The sequence below is a fragment of the Clostridioides sp. LIBA-6822 genome, from assembly GCF_056688955.1.
On sequence record NZ_CP196995.1, the window covers coordinates 3,134,711 to 3,156,650 of the forward strand.

Annotated in this window: 16 protein-coding genes; 5 read left to right on the forward strand and 11 right to left on the reverse strand. The window is 27.5% G+C overall.

Annotation, left to right across the window (positions count from 1 at the left end; all coding sequences use genetic code 11):
- Positions 1-121 precede the first annotated feature (121 nt).
- The 4 genes from rsmH to yfmF all read right to left on the reverse strand — a co-directional run bounded on the left by rsmH (position 122) and on the right by yfmF (position 4,754).
- Entirely contained in the window at positions 122-1,057 is a 936-nt protein-coding gene (gene rsmH, locus ACTG48_RS15185; protein WP_021385393.1) for a 16S rRNA (cytosine(1402)-N(4))-methyltransferase RsmH, read from the reverse strand.
- Positions 1,058-1,086: 29 nt separating this feature from the next.
- Entirely contained in the window at positions 1,087-1,833 is a 747-nt protein-coding gene (gene lgt, locus ACTG48_RS15190) for a prolipoprotein diacylglyceryl transferase (protein ID WP_479917277.1), read from the reverse strand.
- A gap of 354 nt (positions 1,834-2,187) precedes the next feature.
- Positions 2,188-3,474, reverse strand: a complete 1,287-nt coding sequence (gene yfmH, locus ACTG48_RS15195) for an EF-P 5-aminopentanol modification-associated protein YfmH (RefSeq protein WP_021385478.1) — start codon at positions 3,472-3,474, stop codon at positions 2,188-2,190.
- Positions 3,475-3,488: 14 nt separating this feature from the next.
- Entirely contained in the window at positions 3,489-4,754 is a 1,266-nt protein-coding gene (gene yfmF, locus ACTG48_RS15200) for an EF-P 5-aminopentanol modification-associated protein YfmF (RefSeq protein WP_021385537.1), read from the reverse strand.
- A gap of 315 nt (positions 4,755-5,069) precedes the next feature.
- Here yfmF and ychF point away from each other — a divergent pair, with 315 nt between their 5' ends.
- Positions 5,070-6,167: a redox-regulated ATPase YchF gene (gene ychF / locus ACTG48_RS15205; protein WP_021385477.1), complete on the forward strand. Its 1,098-nt coding sequence runs from the start codon at positions 5,070-5,072 to the stop codon at positions 6,165-6,167.
- 269 nt (positions 6,168-6,436) lie between these two features.
- Here ychF and ACTG48_RS15210 read toward each other — a convergent pair whose 3' ends face one another.
- The 3 genes from ACTG48_RS15210 to ACTG48_RS15220 all read right to left on the reverse strand — a co-directional run bounded on the left by ACTG48_RS15210 (position 6,437) and on the right by ACTG48_RS15220 (position 11,728).
- Entirely contained in the window at positions 6,437-7,474 is a 1,038-nt protein-coding gene (locus tag ACTG48_RS15210) for a GNAT family N-acetyltransferase (RefSeq protein WP_479917278.1), read from the reverse strand.
- A gap of 243 nt (positions 7,475-7,717) precedes the next feature.
- Positions 7,718-9,997: a bifunctional diguanylate cyclase/phosphodiesterase gene (locus tag ACTG48_RS15215; protein WP_021385423.1), complete on the reverse strand. Its 2,280-nt coding sequence runs from the start codon at positions 9,995-9,997 to the stop codon at positions 7,718-7,720.
- A gap of 276 nt (positions 9,998-10,273) precedes the next feature.
- Positions 10,274-11,728, reverse strand: a complete 1,455-nt coding sequence (locus ACTG48_RS15220) for a UDP-N-acetylmuramoyl-L-alanyl-D-glutamate--2,6-diaminopimelate ligase (protein ID WP_479917279.1) — start codon at positions 11,726-11,728, stop codon at positions 10,274-10,276.
- 163 nt (positions 11,729-11,891) lie between these two features.
- Between ACTG48_RS15220 and ACTG48_RS15225 the strand changes: the two genes are divergently transcribed.
- Complete coding sequence (locus ACTG48_RS15225) at positions 11,892-12,761, forward strand: AraC family transcriptional regulator (RefSeq protein ID WP_021385525.1); 870 nt, start codon at positions 11,892-11,894, stop codon at positions 12,759-12,761.
- A gap of 91 nt (positions 12,762-12,852) precedes the next feature.
- On the opposite strand, the gene ACTG48_RS15230 is transcribed toward ACTG48_RS15225, so the two are convergent.
- The 3 genes from ACTG48_RS15230 to ACTG48_RS15240 form a co-directional block, all read right to left on the reverse strand.
- Positions 12,853-14,892, reverse strand: coding sequence for a cation:proton antiporter (locus ACTG48_RS15230; RefSeq protein ID WP_479917280.1), 2,040 nt, complete (start codon positions 14,890-14,892; stop codon positions 12,853-12,855).
- 150 nt (positions 14,893-15,042) lie between these two features.
- Positions 15,043-16,014 carry an ABC transporter ATP-binding protein gene (locus ACTG48_RS15235; RefSeq protein ID WP_479917281.1) on the reverse strand — a complete coding sequence of 324 codons (972 nt, stop codon included), beginning with the start codon at positions 16,012-16,014 and terminating at the stop codon, positions 15,043-15,045.
- The gene (locus ACTG48_RS15240; RefSeq protein WP_479917282.1) at positions 16,015-16,992 is read right to left on the reverse strand and encodes an ABC transporter ATP-binding protein; all 978 of its coding nucleotides are present in this window, start codon (positions 16,990-16,992) and stop codon (positions 16,015-16,017) included.
- 217 nt (positions 16,993-17,209) lie between these two features.
- On the opposite strand from ACTG48_RS15240, the gene ACTG48_RS15245 reads away from it, so the two are divergent.
- The 3 genes from ACTG48_RS15245 (at position 17,210) to ACTG48_RS15255 (ending at position 20,687) form a co-directional block, all read left to right on the forward strand.
- Positions 17,210-18,778, forward strand: coding sequence for an ABC transporter substrate-binding protein (locus tag ACTG48_RS15245; RefSeq protein ID WP_479917283.1), 1,569 nt, complete (start codon positions 17,210-17,212; stop codon positions 18,776-18,778).
- Positions 18,779-18,912: 134 nt separating this feature from the next.
- Positions 18,913-19,872, forward strand: coding sequence for an ABC transporter permease (locus ACTG48_RS15250; RefSeq protein ID WP_479917284.1), 960 nt, complete (start codon positions 18,913-18,915; stop codon positions 19,870-19,872).
- Between the two features lie 2 nt (positions 19,873-19,874).
- Positions 19,875-20,687: an ABC transporter permease gene (locus ACTG48_RS15255; protein ID WP_021385410.1), complete on the forward strand. Its 813-nt coding sequence runs from the start codon at positions 19,875-19,877 to the stop codon at positions 20,685-20,687.
- Between the two features lie 227 nt (positions 20,688-20,914).
- Here the strand turns inward: ACTG48_RS15255 and ACTG48_RS15260 are convergent, their stop codons facing one another.
- Positions 20,915-21,817, reverse strand: a complete 903-nt coding sequence (locus tag ACTG48_RS15260) for a LysR family transcriptional regulator (protein WP_021385361.1) — start codon at positions 21,815-21,817, stop codon at positions 20,915-20,917.
- Between the last annotated feature and the right edge of the window lie 123 nt (positions 21,818-21,940).

Below are 21,940 nucleotides of genomic sequence, written 5' to 3' on the forward strand. Positions count from 1 at the left end.
ACCTTATACTATCAACTGTATCGCAATTACCTTTTAATACAACATAATCTATCATACTTTTTAATTGCGTATAATAGCTCTCATTTACACAAGCTTACTCTTTAATTCTAGATTGTAAAAGTTATATTTTTTCTGCTACTCTTAACTTAGCACTTCTTGAACGTGGATTTACTTCTATTTCTTCATCACTTGGTAATATTGGTTTTCTAGTTATTATTTTTACCTCAGATTCTTTATCACACTGGCATATAGGCAAATGCTGTGGGCATATACAATCTGATGCTAGATATTTAAATGCATTCTTTACTATTCTATCTTCCAATGAATGAAATGTTATTATACATATTCTTCCACCATCATTCATTATAGAAGAAGCATCATTTATCATCTTCGTAATTACTCCAAGCTCATTATTTACTTCTATTCGTATAGCCTGAAAAGTTCTTTTAGCTGGATGAGGTCCATCTATTCTAGCTTTTTTAGGAATGGCCTTTTTAATTACATCTACCAATTCACCTGTAGTTTCTATTGATTTATTTGCTCTTTCTTCAACTATAAATTTAGCTATACGTTTAGCCCAGTTGTCTTCTCCATAATCTTTTATTATCTTAGCAAGTTCATCTTCTGTATAAGTATTTACAACATCATATGCAGAAAACTCACATCTGACATCCATCCTCATATCAAGTGGTGCATCTTGCATATAAGAAAAACCTCTATCTGCTTCATCAAGTTGATGAGATGATACTCCTAAATCTGCTAGTACCCCATCAATCCTGTGAACTCCTATTTTTTCTAACTCTTCTTTTATATTTTCAAAATTGCTATGAACAAACTTTACTCTACCTTCATATTCACTCAATCTCTCTCTTGCTGTATTTATAGCATTTTTATCTTGGTCAAATCCTATAAATAATCCTTTATCTGATAGTTTTTTTACTATCTCTTTAGAATGACCTGCTCCTCCCATAGTACAGTCTACATATACTCCATCTGGCTTTATATTTAAATTTTCTATACACTCATTTAAAAGAACTGATACGTGATGAAATTCCATAGTTACCTCCCTTAAATTCACTATTTAAACTATTGTTCACTAATATTGTTTTTATTTCTCTTTGATAAATAAATATGTGCAATTATACCACCAATAACTCCAATTAGACTTATAACTTGTGCCATTCTAAGTGGTCCTAACATTAAACTATCTGTTCTTAATCCCTCTATAAAAAATCTTCCAATTGAATATAGAGTTACATAAGTAACTATAACTTGACCTTCATATTTTTTATTTTTTCTAAATAGCAATAAAATTATAAATATGCCAAAATCCCATATAGATTCATATAGAAAAGTTGGATGCACCTTTACTCCATCAACCATTATTCCCCAAGGTAAATTAGTCGCACCTCCATGTGCTTCTCCATTAATAAAATTACCCCATCTTCCTATAGCTTGTGCTAAAGGCATTCCAAGTATAACTGTATCAGCCATTTTTAAGAAGTTAATATTTTTGACCTTAGTGTATATATAACCTGCTAATATTCCACCAATTAAACCTCCATGTATAGCAAGTCCGCCACCTCTAAAGTTGAAGATTTGAGACATATTTTGAGCATAATAACTCCAATTAAATACTACATAATAGATTCTTGCACAGATTAATCCAGCTGGAATGGCTATTATAGCTACATTTAATACATCGTCTTCTTTAATGCCTACTCTTTTTGATTCTTTTATTGCAATTAAAGTCCCTAAAATCATTCCACATGCCATAAGAATTCCATACCACATGATGTCTATTCCAAACAGTGTAAATGCCACTCTATCCATAACTTCACCTCTTCGTATTAATTAAAAATATTTCCAAAGCAATATATTATCTTTACAATTAATTGTAATTATACTAAATTATGATAACATATTAATGTTAATTCTACAAAAAATATTAAAATCAATTCTACAAATACCTATAATATACTACATATATTATACCAATATAATTGCTATAAAATTCTTTAAAATCAAAGAGATTGGTACATTTATGCACCAACCTCTTATACATTTTTATATACGATTCTTAAATTTTTCAACTTAATTTACATAAATTTATTTCTTATTTAAACAAGATAAGTATTCAACCTTACAATTTAGCATTTATCTAGTTATTCTTATTATATTAAATCTTTATTTAGGTTCTACAATAGAAATAACACAATACTCTTCTTTAAAGTGTTCTTTTAATCTTTCTTCCACTTCATCAAAAGTAATATCTTTAATAACATCTAAATAATCCAATATATTTATATCCTTAAATATATAAGATATAAAACTGTTTGCTATAAAGTTTATTGAATCAAAGCATTTAATAAAAGAACCAATTTTTTTCTTCTTAGTTCTTTCAAATTCCGCTTTAGATAAACCTTCTTTTTTTGAGTTTTCTATATACTCAATAATTATATCTTTTACCTTTTTAGGTTCCTTAGAATCTCCTGCTATTATACTAAAAGCATAATCTACTTGAGATGAAAATCCAGCTCCAAAATTTTCATTTATTAATCCTTGCATATATAAATCTTCATAAAGTTTACTTCCTTTTTTAAATAACATACCTACAAGTATGTCAGTTACAATCTCTTTACGTAAAAGCTCTTTTCCTTTTAAACCAACATTACTATCTTTAAATCCTATATTAAACATAGGCATAGATATAGGAAATTTTTCTATGACTTCTTTTTCTTTTACACTTTTAGGTTCTTCTGGATAAAACCTTTCTATACTCTTAGAAAGTTTATCTACATCATAGTTATTTGATTTTTTAGTTACATCTATAACTTTTTCTACATCCAAATCACCAACAACAAATAAAGCCATATTTCCTGGATTATAAAAAGTATTGTAACATTTATATAGTTCTTCTTTAGTTATTTTATATATGCTATCTACTGTTCCTGCTATGTCAATTCTAGCAGGATAATTTACATACATTGCCTTCAAACAATTAAAATATACATTCCAGTCAGCGTCATCATTATACATTTTTATTTCTTGTGCTATTATACCTTTTTCCTTTTCAACATTTTCATCTGTAAAATAAGGTGTTTGTACATAGTCAATTAAATGTTCTAAACTCTCATAAAAATTTTCAGTAGCAGAAAATAAGTATGCTGTCATTGTAAAATTAGTAAATGCATTTGCATTTACTCCTAATTTAGAAAATTTATCAAATGCATCTCCTCCATCAGGTTGTTCAAACATTTTATGCTCTAGAAAGTGTGCTATTCCTTCATTTACTCTAATTTTTTTATCTTCTCCAATTGGTATAAATTCCAAATCATTTGAGCCATAATTAGTAGCCAAAATAGCATATTTTTTAGTAAAACCTCTTTTAGGCATAAAATATACATCTAGCCCATTTTGTAATTTTTCATAATAAACTTCTTCTCTTAATATATCATTAACTATTTTTTCCATAGACATTTCCTCCATTAATTTCTCAAAAAGTATATAGTATCAAGCTCTATATCTTTTATAGCTTCCACTATATCCTCTTTAGTAACTTTTTCTATACTAGATATTATGTCTTCTACTTCAGAATTTGTCTTTGACATAGACTGAGAAAAAGCAAAATCAGACATACCACCTATATTATCCGTTATAGATTTCATAGAGTTAACTAAGGCAAGTTTACTGTTTTCTAATTCTTCATCAGATATATCTCCTGCTTTTATACTTTCTACTTGTTCTTTTATCAGTTTCACAGCTTTATCATAATCTTTAGTTTCTATACCAGAAGATATAAACATAATACTTTTATATTTTTCTATTGAAGAAAATATATAATAACATAAACTTTCTTTTTCTCTTACATTCACAAATAATTTAGAATGAGGTCCGCCACCTAATACATTGCTTCCCACAACAAGAGCATAATATTTATCTGTATCTGCATAATCTATATTTGCTCTATAACCCATAACTAGCTTACCTTGAGTTATTTCCATTTGTTCATCTACAACTTTTACTTCATCTACATTTTTTATAAAATCTGCTCTTGGTATATCTATAATATCTTCTCTTTCAAATTTTAGATTCTTACTTATTATATCTATAACTTTATCTTCATCAAAATCACCTTCTACAACTATATCTATTGGTGATGTTTTAAGTATATTTTTATAATGTTCATATAAATCTTTTGGAGTTATACTATCTATTTCATCTTCATAACCAAATTCACTTATACTATATCTTTCATCTTTACACATAGCCTCAATACATTTGTCTTGTGCATACTCTTTTTTATCATTTATTACTGATTGTATTTTTTCCCTTAAATTTTCTTTTTCAATGTTTAAATACTCTTCTTTAAATCCACCATCTACAACAAGCGTGTTATTTATTACTTCATTAAAAAATTCCACTACTTCTTCAAATATACTCTCATCTAAATATTTTTCACTTATATTAATTATTTTGAAACTCAATACTTGGCGTTCTCCACGCTTTACAGCATCAGCTCCCATAGATGAACCATATAAATCATCTAACTTATTAGATATTGCTCTAGCACTAGGATATTTTTCACTTCCACTTGCTATTATTGATGGAATTAGAGCATTTTTTGTAGTTTCTTTTTCATCAAGTAATCTTTGAACATATAAACTTATAAGATTTGATTTAAACTTTTCTGTTTTTATCAAAGTAAGATTAATATTATTACCCAAATTTATTATTTTCTTAGTATTAACCATATGTACCTCCTATTTTTATTTAAACATCAATTTTCAAATTGAAATTTATTTATTTTCTAATTGTATATACTAACATATAAAAACCTTCTATTTAATTATATCCTTTTTATTATTTTCTAAAAGCAATATTTTTATTTAAATTAAATTCAAATATTATTTAAATCAATCTGCTTTAAAGTCTAGTTTACAAGCTTAATATATATGATGTATAATCAATATGTATGTCTATAATTAAAACAATTTTACAATCCTATAGATTGATTGTTTAAAGTTATATAAAGAATATAAAAAAGAATAAGAGAGAGGACGATTAATATGAAATTAGGTATAGTTGGTTTACCAAATGTAGGTAAAAGCACACTATTTAACGCAATAACTCAAGCAGGTGCAGAATCTGCAAATTACCCTTTTTGTACGATAGACCCAAATGTTGGAGTTGTATCTGTTCCAGATGAAAGATTAAACAAGCTACAAGAATTATATAATTCTGAAAAGATAGTCCCTACTGCTATAGAATTTTGTGATATAGCTGGTTTAGTTAGAGGTGCTTCTAAAGGAGAAGGTTTGGGAAATAAATTTTTATCACATATAAGAGAAGTTGATGCAATAGTCCATGTTGTTAGATGCTTTGAAGATGAAAATGTTATACATGTAGATGGCTCTGTAGACCCACTTCGTGATATAGAAACTATAAACTTAGAATTAATTTTCTCTGATATAGAAATTCTTGAAAGAAGAATTCATAAAACTCAAAAAGCTGCTAAAGCTGATAAGACTTTAGGTTCTGAACTTGATTTATTAAAATCAATCATGTCTACTTTAGAAGATAGTAAATGTGTAAGAACTATGCAATTTACAGAAGATGAACAAGTATTCGTAAATTCACTAGATTTACTTACATCTAAACCTGTTATATACGCTTCAAACGTATCAGAAGATGATTTAGCTGATAATGGAGAAAATAATAAGTATGTTCAACAAGTTAAAGCATTTGCAGAAACAGAAGATGCTGAAGTGGTTGTTGTATGTGCACAAATAGAAGCAGAAATTTCTGAACTTGATTCTCCTGAAGAAAAGAAAGAGTTCTTGGAGACATTAGGTCTTGAACAATCAGGACTTGATAAACTTATAAAATCTTCTTACGCTTTACTTGGTTTAATTTCATTCTTAACTGCTGGTCCAAAAGAAGTTAGAGCATGGACTATAAAAGTTGGAAGTAAGGCACCTCAAGCAGGAGGAAAGATACATTCTGATATAGAGAGAGGATTTATAAGAGCTGAAACAATAGCTTTTAATGATTTAGTTGAGCATGGTACTATGGCTGCTGCTAAAGAAAAAGGGTTAGTTAAATTAGAAGGTAAGGAATACATAGTTAAAGATGGAGATGTAATATTGTTTAGATTTAATGTTTAAAATGATTAACTCTGTACACTTTGACTATTATATGTATGATAACTAGAAGATTAGACTTATAATAATAAATTTTTTATTATCTGCAATAATTATATAAATTTTTTATAAAAAAGAGAGTTCTTTCAAATGGTCTATAATAATCATAATGAAAACTCTCTTTTTTATTATGATAAAATATAATCTATCACATATAACAATTAAATTCATAAGTTAATTGTTTGCTATTTAATAAAACTTTAATCTAAAATCTTAATTATAAAATTACATTTCTAAAATATGTATAATATCCCTACAGAAATTACTACTGTTGCTATTGAAAGTATTTTACTATAATCCCAAATACGCTTTCCTCCAAAACATTCAAATGGATAAAAAGGTATGCTATGTAAAATCAACAAGGTTTTTCCAAGTGAAACTATGTATTCACAAAATTGTGATTGTCCTTCAACTGCTACCCACAAAACAAAACACAATAATCCTAACCATTCAAACAATCCTTCAATAGCCATGTTACGTCTAAATTTAGCAGTTGGCTTGTACTCTTTAGGATAAAATCTACCTATTATTGGCCATATACCTCCTAATACTGTAATCAATAGTGATATAAACAATCCACCTCGTGTAACAGTAAATGTCCATTTTTCAGGCAAAATTAAAGTTGCAAACATACCACCAATTAATGAAATAATCAACAAAGAAAAAAATGCACCTACAATGATGCTAAAATCAGGTAAATTATTATTAAACAATAAAATAGGGAGCAATATCAATAAGTTTAAAATCATATAAATTCCTAATTGTTGAATTGATGAATTACTTTTTTGTGCTGAGGTACTCCATAGATGAAATCCAGAAGCAATAAAAAGCGTACTATATATCCATAATTGCACAGTTCCAATTAAGCCATAGTTTTGAAACATCTGTGTAAAACTCATAATATTATATCCATTATTTTCAAAGAGCTTCCATGATGCAACATTATCATCTTTTACTGTGGCAGTTACAGTTTTACAACCATGCTCTTTTAAAAACATAGTTACCTTTTTATAAAGTTCACTTCCTATTCCTTTTCCCTCATAGCCCTTTTTTACGTAGGCTGTCTCTAGATATCCAATCTTTTGACCATTTTTCGCAGGAAAAATTCTATAAGAAGCCATACCAACAATATGACCATCCACTATTGCAATAAAAGCTTCTTTTGGCTTTTTAAATGCCAAACCTTCAACCAATCCAAAGCTTGATTTACCAAGTTCCCACACGAACCTTCTTTCTTCAGCTACCATTTCTCTAATTATTATATTATCCAAATTTATCCTCCCAATTTTTTAAATAATTTTTAATATGCTTAATTTCATAAATCATACTATTACATTAAAAGTTTATATCAGAATATTTTATATGTTTTTTACAAAATATCATCTAATTCCTAAAATAATATTCCTGTAACAATTAATATTCTTATAATAGTGTATTGTTATATAAAAAAAGTGAGCATTGATTAAACAAGGTTCACTTTTTATAAATTTTTATGTTATGTTTTATAAGTTTATTTAATTTGTTTCTTTTCCTTTTACATTATATCTATCTAATATTAGTTTTTCATATTTTTCGATTTGCATTGGTCTAGCAAATAAAAATCCTTGAGCCATATCACAACCTATAAATCTTAAAAACTCAGCTTGCTCCAATGTCTCAACACCTTCTGAAACAACTTTTATATCAAGTTGTTTTGCCATTTGAACAATACTTGAAACTACAATTTGACTTTTCTTCATATCTCCTACTGTTATAAAAAATTCTCTATCCAATTTTAATACATCAATTGGCATATCTTTAAGCATATTTAAGGAAGAATAACCTGAACCGAAATCATCCATAGAAATTTTGAATCCAACAGATTTTAAATCCTGCATTATTTTAAACAATATTTTTGTATTATCAAAAATTGCACTTTCTGTAAGCTCAATTTCAATCAAATCTGGTTCAATTCCATATTCTTTTGTTATATTTTCAAGTTCAAATATAAAATCTGGATTCTCAAGATGTACCCTTGATAAATTTATTGATATAGGAAATGTAGGGAAATTTTCATTTTCCCAACGTTTAAAATTTTTACAAACTTGAGTAAATACAAACATATCTAATTCTGTTATAAAACCATTCTTCTCAAAAATAGGAATAAACACACCTGGACTTATTAATCCTTTTTTAGGATGTTGCCAACGTACAAGAGCTTCAGCACCTACAATTTTAGCAGTTGATAATTCGATTTTAGGTTGTAAATAAACTTTAAATTGTTCATTAGTTAAAGCATCATGCATTTCTTGCTCAATATCACGTTCCTCTATGAGAGTTTCTTTTAAGTTTTCTGCATAAATTTCATAGACTTTTAAATATTTTCTTTTTACTGTAGTTTTTGCAATCATAGCTTTATCAAGACAAGTAGAAATATTTGTTTCTCTATCTTCAACAAAATATACACCTATAGATGGAATTAAATTTAGTTCTACTCCCAAACTAGTTTTTATCATTGACATTTTTTTACGTATAAGTTCACATATTTCAATAACTGATTCTCTATTATTTTTCTTTTCAAATATTATAGCAAAATTATCATTTGAAATTCTTGAAAATACGGCTTGTTCTTTGAATATATTCTTAATTATCTCTGCTATTTCTTTTAATACTCTATCTCCTTCTTCATACCCAAACCTATCATTCACTAACTTAAATTTATCTATATCAAAATAAATTAAAACTAGATTCTTTTTCTCGTGGGATGATAAAAATTTGCCACCTTCAAGATTAAATTTATTTGAATTTCCGATACCTGTAACGTTGTCCTTAAATGCAAAATCTTCTAATTTTTCCTTACTCTTTTTTTGTATAAACAATATGTAAATTGTTAATGCTGTAAATATTATAATCAAAACTACACATGCCGATAATGTAAGCTTTATAATAGCATATGATTTCTCAGATACAGCAGTTTTAGGAACTTCAGAAAAAAGATACCAATCATTGATTCCTATTGGTGCATAACTCAAATAATATCCTCTTCCAGACATATTATAACTCAATGAACCTGACTTAAAATTTTTTATATTTGACTTCATGCCATTAAGAGTAGATTTTGATAAAGAATCGCTTTTACCAATATAAGTAAATAAATTTTCCTTGTTCGTATTGGCATTTTTACTACTTGGATTTAAAACAATATCTCCATTACTCTTAGCTATATAAGAATATCCTTTTCCATTAAATGTTGGTACAGAAAGTATCTTTTCATACAACTTTGTATTATGTGTGGCAAATATGACTCCTTTAACCTCATTACCCTTATAAATTGGTACAGAATATACATTAATGTCGTTATTAACATTTTTGTCATCTTCTATTACATCTTTTAATTTTCCTGTTATAACCACTTCTCCCTGCATCGATTCTAAAAAATAATCTCTTTTAGAGAAATCTTCTATATATCCATCTGTAGTATATGCTGTTCCATTTGGTAAAATAACTCCCATTCGTTTAAATGAACTATTAACAGACTCTCTTTTAAGTATAGAAAGGATATTATTTACTTCAAAAGACCCTTCTCCTTCAACAAATATTGAAATTGATTGTAGTAGCTTTATATCTCCATTAATTTGCTTTTTTAATACATTTACGCTTTGATTTGCTATTTCTGAAAGATATTGATTCGTTTCTTCCCCTAATGTCTTATTCAACCTTGAACCATAAATCAAACAGGAAATTGTAATTACTAAGATACTTATGACAGCAATTATTGACAAACCATGCCTATTATTTTTTGCATCACTTAACATTATGCTTCCTGCCTTTCTAGAATCTCTATATATATAATTATTATTTTGTGTCAGTTACTGTAAGCATTTTATAATGATACTTATTTTTCCATATTTACTGTAATTATACAAAATTATAAACTTTATTACAATAATAAATTAACTAGCAAGGATATTATAACTTATATTATCGTATTATCCATTTTACAATAATTCCCATATAAAAAATAAAAATGTAATATCAAAACAGATTTTGATATTACATTTTTAGATGGTATATTTTATTAAATTTTCATGCTACATTTTACTTAAGCATTCATTTGCAACTTCTTTATCATCAAAATGATGCTTAACTTTACCTATAATTTGATAAGTCTCGTGTCCCTTACCTGTTATAATAACAACATCATTTTTCTTTGCTGTACTTATGGCCTCTGCTATAGCCTGTTTTCTATCAACAACAGCATGATAATTTTCTTTTTTCTTATCAATTCCTTCAAGTATATCTTTTATTATTGCTTCTGGTTCTTCAGTTCTTGGATTATCAGAAGTTATAATACATAAATCAGAATACTTTTGTCCAATAGCTCCCATTAAAGGTCTCTTTTCAGTATCTCTATCTCCACCACATCCAAATACAGAAATTATTTTTCCTTCTGCAAATTGTTGAGTTGTTTTCAATACATTTTCAAGTGCATCAGGAGTATGAGCATAATCTACAATTACACTTATACCCTTATCATTTGGAACTGTTTCAAACCTTCCTGATACTCCATTAGAAAGTCTAAGCCCTTCTTTATACACTGGTTTAGGTATACCAAGTACATAACAAGCAGCTATAACTGCCAAAGTATTATATACTGTAAACATTCCTGGAACAGGTATAAATATAACTTCTTCATAAGAAGGTGTTATTAATCTATAAGATACCCCATCTGAATCTGATTTTATATCTCTAGCCATAAAATCAGCTTTAGTGTCAACACCATAAGTGTAACAAGGTACATTTAAACTTTTTACATTTTCGTATATCTTTTTTCCACCTTCATCATCTATATTTATTATATTAGCCATAGTAGTCTTAAAAAATAATTTTTCTTTGGCTTTTCTATAGTCCTCTAAATCTTTATGAAAATCTAAATGGTCAGGTGTTAAATTTGTAAATATGCCCAGTTTAAAGTCTGTCTCATCAACTCTATTTAATGCCAATGAGTGAGATGAAACTTCCATCGCACAGTAATCACATCCATTATCTAACATGTTATTAAAATGATATTGTAAATCTATACTTTCTGGAGTTGTTGAACTTGAAACAATGTCTTTTTCCCCATCAAAAATTTTTATAGTTCCTATAAGACCAACTTTATTTTTATTTAAAGTTAATATCTCATTTAGTATAGTAGTTATACTAGTTTTTCCATTAGTACCTGTAACTCCTATAACATTAAATTTCTGAGATGGATGATTATAAAAATTATCAGCTATTTTTGCCATATCTTTTCTTGTATCTTTTACCTTTATAAATGTATATCCTTTTATTTCTACATCTTCTTCAACAATAAAGGCTTTTGCTCCCTTTTCTACAGCATCTTTTATATACTTATGGCCATCTGATACAAATCCTTTTATACATACAAATAATGTACCTTCTGTAACCTTTCTTGAATCATATTGTACATTATTAATATCTATATTTAATTCACCTTTGACATTGATTATATCCAACCCTTGTATAATATCATTTAATTTCATAAATGCTTTCCTCCCTTTAAACTCTTTCTGCTAAAATTACACTACATATAATATTATATTAAGAATTTTTTACTATGTGAATGGTTAAAAATGCTTGAAATATTGCAAAAAATGCTCTATACTTTTCTATAATATAAATATAGAAAGGTCTTATATAAAAACTATGGATAAAAAAATTGGATACTTAAATGATAATTTTAAAATATTTAATATTAGGGACAAAAAAGATATAAAATTTGAATACCATAATCACGATTTTAATAAGATAATTATATTTATAGATGGAAATGTCACTTATTTTGTTGAAGGGATTCCTTATAAACTAAAGCCTTGGGATATACTTTTTATAAGTAATAATGAAATCCATAAACCAGTTATAGATTCAAATGTATTTTATGAGAGAATTGCAATATGGATTAGCCCAGAATTTATGAAAAAAAATAGTGATATTACTAGTGACTTAGAAAAATGTTTTAAAATAGCTACAGAAAATAAATGTAATAGGTTGCGTTTAAATATACATGATATTCAATCCATTAAGACTTTTATTGAACAAATAAATATTTCTGAATCTAACAATGAATTTGGAAATGAAATATTGAGGAATACACTATTTATACAACTTATGATATTCTTAAATAGAATTTTCTTAAAAAATGAAAATATAGAATCAACAGAAGATGTTTTTTATGATGAAACCATAAAAAAAATATTAAACTATATAAATTCAAATATAGATAATAAACTTTCCATAGATAGTATATCGTCTGAATTTTTTATAAGTAAATATTATCTTATGAGAAAATTTAAGTCTTATACTGGAACATCCATACACAATTATATAGTTCAAAAAAGATTAATTTTAGCAAAAACATTAATAATTAATGGCAATCTTATGAGTGAAGTTTGTAGTAAATGTGGATTCAATGATTATTCTAGTTTTGTAAGAGCATTTAAAAAGTACTATGGTGTATCTCCTAAAAATTATATAAACAATAAAAATCCTTTAGATATTACTCTTTTAGATGAGTAAATTATTTATTATAAATTTTCTTTTAATAAATACAAGAGATATTAGTATATTTATCTTACTAATATCTCTTGTTTGCTAATATTTCAAAATATTATTCTATCATCATCATTTCATCATAAAGAATATTCTCCAATAACTCCTTAGCTACTTCTCTTGATATTTGTCTAGTTTCAACTAATTGTTGAACACTATCTCTTTCACTTTGGATTGCCATTAGCCTATAGTATTCTACTTTCGCTTCAAACTTATCATCATTTTGAATCTTTCTAGTTAGCCAATTTAAATAACGATTATAAAATCTGATTGCTATTAATGATTCATGTCTGTTATTCTCATCAGTATTTTTATTTATAAATAATATAGCAGTTTTAGTAGAAAGTGCATATGCATGATGAAATTCTTTAATTATTTCTGTATTTTCAGATATTAGTTTTGTAATTTTTTCTTTTACTTCTATCTTTACTTTTCTATCTATAATCCACATACTTATTTTTAACTTTGCAATCTTAAATATAGATTTCTGAACAGATTTTCTTGATTTTGTAATATAAAATCTATACAATTTAAATGCTCTATCAGAAATTTTCCCATCTTCTAATAGTTTCTGAACTGCCAATAATCCCTGATGGTCTGCTTGTGCAATCATCATACTTATAAGTTTGTTATCTGGAGTATTTAATATTCCCTTTTCAGAGTCTACCAACTGTTCATTTAAATCATGTATAACTGGTTGTACTTCTTGTGCTTTTTCATTACTGAGTTTTAAAATAGCTTCTTTCAAAATTATTTGATATGCCTCTTTATCAGATAATAAATATTCTGACTCTTGTACATCACTTTTTAATAGTCTTGGCAATAAAACTGTTGCCAGTATCAAACTTATAAGAATAACTTCTGATGATATGAATAAAACAGTATCCCTCATCGGAAATACATCTCCACTAGCTAGATAAAATGGTATGGACAATGCAGTTGCTAGTGTAAATGTACCATGAATACCACAAGTAGCAACTATTAATGAGTATTTACATCTAGAAATACTGTCTTTTACAACTTCTTCATTCTTAAAACCTAAAAAACCTCTAAAGAAATTATTTAATGGATTCTTCTTAGTTTTTATAAAAGAATCATGCCATAAATATACACAGATAAACCTTATAGCGAATAAAATAAGTACAATTAAAACAGCAATAAAAGTCAATTTCAATGCCATATTTTCATTTTTAGTACTAAGTCCCCTATATATGCTTGGCAATAAAAAACCAAGTAATGTAAAGACAAACCCATTCAATACATACTCTAAAACATACCATGTATTATCTGATATTATTCTTAATTTAGTAGTTGTATTTTGTAAATGTTCTTTTTCAATTCCATGAGCTATTCCTGCCATTACAACAGCTAAGATTCCAGACACTCCTACTTCTTCTGCCACAAAATACACAAAAAGTGGAGTCATTATTTGTATAACTATTACCATTGGAATTTCTTCTAGATTCCACTTATGTAATCTAAGTCTTATTTTTATAATTATATATCCTAAAAGGCATCCTAATATTATTCCTCCAAAAGCAGTAATTATAAATTGAATACCCGCTTCTTTTATTGAAAATGCGCCTGTAACTGTGGCAAGTACTGCAACTTTAAATGCTACTACTCCAGCAGCATCATTTAATAGAGATTCCCCTTCAAGTATACTCATCATATTTTTAGGGAAATCTAACCCTTGTGTGATTGATTTTACTGCCACTAAATCAGTTGGAGATATTACTGCCGCTAGAGCAAATGAAACTGACAGAGGCATCTCAGGAATAATAAAATGTATAAAGATTCCACCTGCAAATACAGTTGTTAAAACTAGACCAAATGCAAGAAGTAAAATTGGTTTTCTAAGTTCTAATAACTCTTTTCTCGATACATTTTGACCTTCACTAAATAATAATGGAGCTATGATACATATTACAAATATTTCTGGATTAAATGAAAATGAGAATTTAAATGGCAAAATAGACAATACAACTCCTAATACAATTTGATATATTGCAAGAGGAATACTGTTCCACTTTTTACTAAGTACAGTTGAAATTGTTGTACAAACTAATAACCCTAACAATGTTACTAAAATTGACACATCTACCCCTCTTTTCAATAATTACATTATAGATTAAACTTATATATCAACTAACTTAATATTAACAGCATATAATTTTATCTGCATCAAAAAATTTTCAATTTATTCTATTATTCGTATTATATATGTCATTCTTAATTTTGAAAATATCTATACTAGATGACACGAAACAAAATGATTTCTTGATATTTCTTTTAAAACTGGAACTTCTATTTTGCATATTTCTTTACAATAAGGGCATCTTGTATGAAACTTACATCCACTTGGTGGGTTTGTTGGAGAAGGTATATCTCCTTTTAATATAATTCTATTTTTCTTAATTGTAGGGTCTTGTATTGGTACTGCACTCATAAGTGCTTTTGTGTATGGATGTTGAGAATGCAAGTAAAGTTCTTCTTTAGTTGCAATTTCTATTATAGAGCCTAGGTACATAACACAGACTCTATGTGCAATATGATTTACCACGCTCAAGTCATGAGATATAAACAAATACGAAAGTTTATATTTCTCCTGTAAATCCATAAGCAAATTTATAATTTGAGATTGAATAGAAACATCTAGTGCAGAGACAGGTTCATCACAAACTATAAATTCTGGATTTAATGCTAATGCTCTTGCTATACCTATTCTCTGTCTTTGACCTCCAGAAAACTCACCTGGTTTCCTATTTAAATGATACTTAGAAAGTCCACAATTCTCTACAACATTTAGTATATTATCTTTTATTTCATTCTTTGGTACTAAATTATGTTCTATAACTGCCTCAGATATTATTTGCTCTACATTTAATCTTGGATTTAATGAGCTATATGGGTCTTGAAATATCATTTGCATTTTGGGTCTTAATTTTCTAAGTTGTTCCTTCTCTAACTTATATATATCTATACCATTAAATTCAACTTTACCTTCAGTTTTTTCAATTAACCTAAGAATTGTTCTTCCAGCAGTTGATTTTCCACATCCTGATTCTCCAACTATAGCCAAAGTTTCTCCTTTTTTTAAATCAAAAGAAACTCCATCTACTGCCTTTACATATTTAACTTCCTTATCAAACAATCCAGATTTAACTTCAAAATACTTTTTAAGACCTTCTACTTTTAATAAACATGTTTCTCTTTCCATTTACATCTCCTCCTTTGTATATAACCAACATGCAATACTATGACCATCATTCAATTCTATTAAAGGAGGTATCTGAGTTCTACATTTATCACATACTTTTTCACATCTATCACTAAAGTAACAAGAATCTGGTATTCCAATTGGGTTTGGTACTTGTCCTGGAATTGAATACAATCTTTTTCCTTTGTTTTCTCCAAGAATAGGTTTTGACTTTAAAAGTCCAATAGTATAAGGATGTTTTGGATTTTTAAATAATTCAACAACCTCTGCTACTTCTATAATTTTGCCAGCATACATTACTGCTACTTTATCACACATTTCTGCAACTACTCCCAAATCATGTGTAATCATCATTATAGACGTGTTTAATTTTTCTTTTATATTTTTCATTATATCTAGAACTTGAGCTTGAATAGTAACATCTAAAGCTGTTGTTGGTTCATCAGCTATAAGTAATTTTGGATTACATGATAAAGCCATAGCTATCATTATTCTCTGTCTCATACCACCAGATAACTCATGTGGATATGAATTATATATTTCTTCAGCTCTTGGTATTTCTACTAACTTTATCATATCTATTACCTTTTTTTTAGCCTCTTCTTTTGATAAATCTTGATGCAACATAATTCCTTCAATGATTTGATTCCCAACAGTAAATGCTGGATTTAAAGATGTCATTGGTTCTTGAAAAATCATAGATATCTCATTTCCTCTTATTCCCATAAGTTCATTTTCATTCATCTTTAAAATGTCTTTACCTTGAAATATTATTTCCCCACCTTCTATTTTTGATGTTGGAAGTAACTTCATCAAAGACATAGCTGTTACAGATTTACCACATCCTGATTCTCCAACTATTCCAATAGTTTCACCTTCATTTATATTAAAACTTACTCCATTTACACTTTTGACAATACCTTTATCTGTATGAAAATAAACTTTTAAATCTCTAACTTCAACTAGTGTTTTATTCATTATTTTCTCCTCTCAGCAAAATTGCTTAAAATAACATACACTTTTTGATTGTATTTTATAAAATTTTAAATTACAACATTTTCTTACATTTTATTCTTTTTTTCTATCAATTAAAACAGTATAATAGTTATTTTCTATATATATTGATTTAATAATGATTCTTATTATACAATGAAAATATGCGTCAAATATTATTTTATGGAGGTTTTATAAGAATATGAAATTCAAAAAATTGGCATCATTAATCTTAGTTTCGGCATTAATGCTTACATTCACAGCTTGTAGTTCTAATGATAAAGACAAGTCTAGTGGAGGAGGAGAAAGTAAATCTGGTGGAACTGTTGTAATTCCTATGGCAAGTGACCCTGACATAATCAATGGAGCTTTTGCAAATGTTAAAGAAGATTCTCTTGCATCAAATATAGTTTATGCTCCTCTTTATACTTACGAAAAAGGAAATTTAGTAAATTATCTAGCAGAAAAAGTAGATTTTAAAGATAGTAAGGAGTTAACTATAAAATTAAAATCCAACTTAAAATGGCATGATGGAAAACCAATAACTGCTGAAGATGTTTTATTTACATTTAATACAGTTTTAGATGAAAAACAAAATTCACCATCAAGACAATACTTATTGATAGGCGAAAAACCAGTTAAAGTAGAAAAAGTTGATGATTTAACTGTTAAGATTACCTTACCAACTGCAAGTGAATCTTTCTTGTATGGTATATCTAAAATAGCTCCAATACCTAAACATATATTTGAAGGAGAAGCAAATATAGCTAAATCAGAAAAAAACAATAATCCAGTTGGTTCTGGGGCATTCAAATTTAAAGAATGGAAAAAAGGTGAAAGCATAGTATTTGAAAAAAATGCAGATTATTTTGGTGGAGAACCTAAGGCAGACTCTATCGCATTAAAAATAATACCTAATGAAGCATCTCAAGAAGCAGCTTTAAATAATGGTGAAATTTCAATTATGAAAACATCTGCTGAAGGATATGAAAAAGCAAAATCAAATTCAAACTTACAAACTTACACTTATAGTGAAGAAAGATTAAATTATATTGTATTTAACCAAAATATAGCAAATATGGCTAATAAAGAAGTAAGACAAGCATTATCATATGCTTTGAATAGAAACGAAATGATAGAATCAGCATATGGAAAAGAAGGTTCTGTACCTGCTAAATCTATATTAGTTCCAGAAGCAGACTTCTACACTGAAGAAGGTGTTGAAGGATATAACCAAGATACAAATAAAGCTAAAGACTTATTAGCTAAAAGTGGTGTTAAAATTGATAAATTAAAAATAGGTTATAACACAGGTAGATTTGGACATAAAAACTATGCTTTAGTAGCTCAACAAGAGTTGAAAAAAATTGGTATAGAAGCTGAAATAGTTCCTTATGAAAGTAAAGCTTTCTTCAATATATTATTTAGTAATGGTACTGAATGTGATATGTATGTAAATGGATATGCTTGGGGATTAGAGCCAAATCCATATAGAGGTATGTTTGAAACTGGTCAATACTGTAATCAAACTAAATATTCTAATACTGAAATAGATTCTTTATGGGAAAAAGGATTTACTGAATTAGACAAAGAAAAACGTAAAGAAATATACAAACAAATACAACAAGATATATCTAAAGATGCACCTATTTACACTATAGATTATGAACAGAATTTAATGGCAGCTCAAAAAAGTTTAAAAGGAATAGAAGATGCTAAACCATCTCCTGCAATATTATTTGAAGACTGGTCTAAGCTATATGTAGAATAATTTATGTAAAATTTTATATTATTAATTAAAAAGGGAGATGTCTAAAAATAATATGGCAACTTTGAACTTAGTGTCCATTGCATTGTTTTATTATTCTAAAACGAGACATCTCCCTTAATTAGGAGAATTCATTTATGTTGAAATTAATATTAAATAGAGTAAAAGTTTTAATACCTATGTTAATCTTAATATCTATATTATCATTTGGACTTTTAGAATTAGCTCCTGGTGACCCAGCAGATGCATATATAAATCCTTTAATGTCTGCACAAGATATTGAAAATATAAGAGTTAACATGGGACTTGATAAACCAGTATACATAAGATACTTAAGTTGGTTAAAAAACACTTTAAGTGGAAATCTAGGTATTTCTTATATAAACCATATGCCTGTTACAGAACAAATTATGGAAAAGATGGGAAATACATTTATTCTTATGGGAACTTCTTTAATATTTTCAATATTAGTAGCTATACCTCTTGGAATATTTTTAGCTGTAAATAGAAATTCAATAACTAGTAAAATATCATCTATCTTTAATTATATAGGTGTTTCTATTCCTTCTTTTTGGATAGGTATGATACTCATTTCAATTTTTTCAGTTAAATTTAACGTTTTTCCATCAGGAGGTATGCATACTATTGGAAATGATAGTCTTGGAGATTTAGTAAAACATTTAGTATTACCTGTAATAACTTTAGGCCTATATAATACAGCTATTTTTACAAATTATGTAGAAGCTAGTGTAAGTGAACAATTAAAAAAACAGTATGTTGTTACAGCAAGAGCAAAAGGATTATCAGAAAAAGTCATACTCTTTAAACATGTCTTGAAAAACTCACTAACATCATTAGTTACAATTCTTGGTATGAGTATACAAAAATTAGTTACTGGTGCATTTGTTACAGAAGTAGTTTTCTCTTGGCCAGGTATGGGTAGACTAATGATTGATTCGATTTTTTCAAGAGATTATACCATAATTATGGCAATAACTATGCTATCAGCACTCTTTTTAATTTTAGGTAATCTAGTTGCTGATATATTATATCTATTAATTGACCCTAAGATTAAATCCAGCAAGGGAGGGTTCTAACTATGTTTACAAACATTCTAAAAGAATTAAAAAAAGACAAATCCTTTGCTTTTGCATGCATTACTCTCAGTATAATCATCCTATTAATTATAGCCTCTTTTACATTAAATATAGACTCTAATGCAATTGACACTACTTCTAAACTTCAAGAACCTACTTTAAAACATATTTTTGGTACAGATGAACTTGGAAGAGATTATTTTTCTAGAGCTCTTTATGGTGGAAGAATTTCACTTAGTGTTGGTATTTTATCAATGATTATTTCTATAGTATTTGGTACTGCTGTAGGTGTTATTAGTGGATATATTGGAGGTAAGTTGGACCAATTCTTAATGAGGATAGTAGATATGCTTATGAGTATCCCTAGCTTCTTAGTTTTGATTGTGCTAAATACTTATTTGACACCTAAAGTTTCCACTATTATACTAATTATTGGGTTTTTAAGTTGGATGGAAGTCTCAAGAATCGTCCGCGGAGAAACGTTAAAAATAAAGGAAAATGAATACTGTATAGCTGCTAAAGCTACAGGTATTAAAACTAGAAATATACTATTAAGACACATAGTTTTAAACTTGAAAGAAACTATTGTAGTTGCAGGCTCATTAAATATTGCTAATGCTATCTTAACTGAATCTGCTCTTAGTTTTTTAGGTCTTGGAATACAATTACCTCTTGCATCATGGGGTAATATGCTTCAAGATGCTCAAAGACATATTTTTGATAAGTTATATTTAGCTGTATTTCCAGGTCTACTTATATTTTTAACAGTTATGAGTTTGACTATAATAAGTAAAAAGTTTTCTAGTAATACTTAATAATCCTTATGTAGAAAAACAAAATAAAAACAGTGACTATCCATAGATACTCACTGTTTTTATTTTTTATTTTAAAAAGATATATTTTGTATATTATAATTTTCAATACTAATTCACCATGATATGTAAAATCTATTATCGCCTATCATATATATAGATAAAAAACTAATAGTTTATTGTAATTTTTAAAAATTTGTTTGCTTTTTTTTGTTATTTTAATAACATTTTTATAATTTCTTTTTACTAAAGAAATCTATAATAAATTTAAATACATGTTCATCTACATGGCTGTAACGTTCTTTCTTAGGTCTACATAGTACAACTTTCCATGTAATAGGATGATTAAATGGTCTTTCTATAATTTTACTATTCTCAAAGAAATCGTGGACTGGTGATGGTAGAATGGTTATAAAGTCAGAGTTTGTAGTTGATAACAATAAAAAATCCCATGATCCAGACATGATGTATCTTTTTAACTTTACATTTTCATCAGTAAACTTTTGCATTAACTTATGATGTATCATAAAAGTAGGATTAAATATTGCAAGTAACTGCTCATTCAAATCGTTCCAGTCTATCTTATCTTTTTTAGCAAGTGGATGATTTACATTTAAAAAAGCTGTAAGTTCATCTTCTTGAAGCACATGTTCAGTCACTACACTTTTATCAATTTTATGTGGGTGTAATAGTACTGCATAATCTAATTCTTGTAAGATAAGCATTCTATTTAAATCATAGGCTCCCTTCTCTACTATGTCAAATTCTATATCTGGATTGTTTGCAACTAGCTGTGCAACTACATCTGAAAAGGCTATTCCAAGTATAAGTGGTGGTATTCCTATTCTAACTTTACCTTTAAATTGAACTGAATCTTCCCTTAAATCTTCCATCATGTTTTTGTATTCATTTATAATATGTTCTGCATTTACATAAAATCTCTCTCCTGCTGGTGTTAACCCATTTAATCTGCCTTTGTACCTCTCAAATAAATATACATCTTCACTCTCTTCGAAATTTTTTATGATTTGACTCAGTGCTGGTTGAGATATATGAAGTGTCTTAGATGCTATTGATAAATTAAAACCAGATTTCACTATCTCAACAAAATATTTTAACTGTTTTATGTCCATTTTAAACCACCTTTCTCAAAAGTATAGTTTAGATTATATTTTTTCTTATAATAATATTCTATAGGAAAATCAACATAATTTCATTAATATTTTAACAAAATATTTTTCTAAGCATGCCATAAA

Excerpts from the sequence above, each read along its gene's own strand:
- ACTG48_RS15245 (WP_479917283.1), top strand. The coding sequence starts at position 17,210 with ATGAAATTCAAAAAATTGGCATCATTAATCTTAGTTTCGGCATTAATG.
- lgt (WP_479917277.1), bottom strand. The coding sequence starts at position 1,833 with ATGGATAGAGTGGCATTTACACTGTTTGGAATAGACATCATGTGGTAT.
- rsmH (WP_021385393.1), bottom strand. The coding sequence starts at position 1,057 with ATGGAATTTCATCACGTATCAGTTCTTTTAAATGAGTGTATAGAAAAT.
- ACTG48_RS15220 (WP_479917279.1), bottom strand. The coding sequence starts at position 11,728 with ATGAAATTAAATGATATTATACAAGGGTTGGATATAATCAATGTCAAA.
- ACTG48_RS15225 (WP_021385525.1), top strand. The coding sequence starts at position 11,892 with ATGGATAAAAAAATTGGATACTTAAATGATAATTTTAAAATATTTAAT.
- ACTG48_RS15255 (WP_021385410.1), top strand. The coding sequence starts at position 19,875 with ATGTTTACAAACATTCTAAAAGAATTAAAAAAAGACAAATCCTTTGCT.
- yfmH (WP_021385478.1), bottom strand. The coding sequence starts at position 3,474 with ATGGAAAAAATAGTTAATGATATATTAAGAGAAGAAGTTTATTATGAA.
- ACTG48_RS15240 (WP_479917282.1), bottom strand. The coding sequence starts at position 16,992 with ATGAATAAAACACTAGTTGAAGTTAGAGATTTAAAAGTTTATTTTCAT.
- ACTG48_RS15235 (WP_479917281.1), bottom strand. The coding sequence starts at position 16,014 with ATGGAAAGAGAAACATGTTTATTAAAAGTAGAAGGTCTTAAAAAGTAT.
- ACTG48_RS15250 (WP_479917284.1), top strand. The coding sequence starts at position 18,913 with ATGTTGAAATTAATATTAAATAGAGTAAAAGTTTTAATACCTATGTTA.
- ACTG48_RS15260 (WP_021385361.1), bottom strand. The coding sequence starts at position 21,817 with ATGGACATAAAACAGTTAAAATATTTTGTTGAGATAGTGAAATCTGGT.
- yfmF (WP_021385537.1), bottom strand. The coding sequence starts at position 4,754 with ATGGTTAATACTAAGAAAATAATAAATTTGGGTAATAATATTAATCTT.
- ACTG48_RS15215 (WP_021385423.1), bottom strand. The coding sequence starts at position 9,997 with ATGTTAAGTGATGCAAAAAATAATAGGCATGGTTTGTCAATAATTGCT.
- ychF (WP_021385477.1), top strand. The coding sequence starts at position 5,070 with ATGAAATTAGGTATAGTTGGTTTACCAAATGTAGGTAAAAGCACACTA.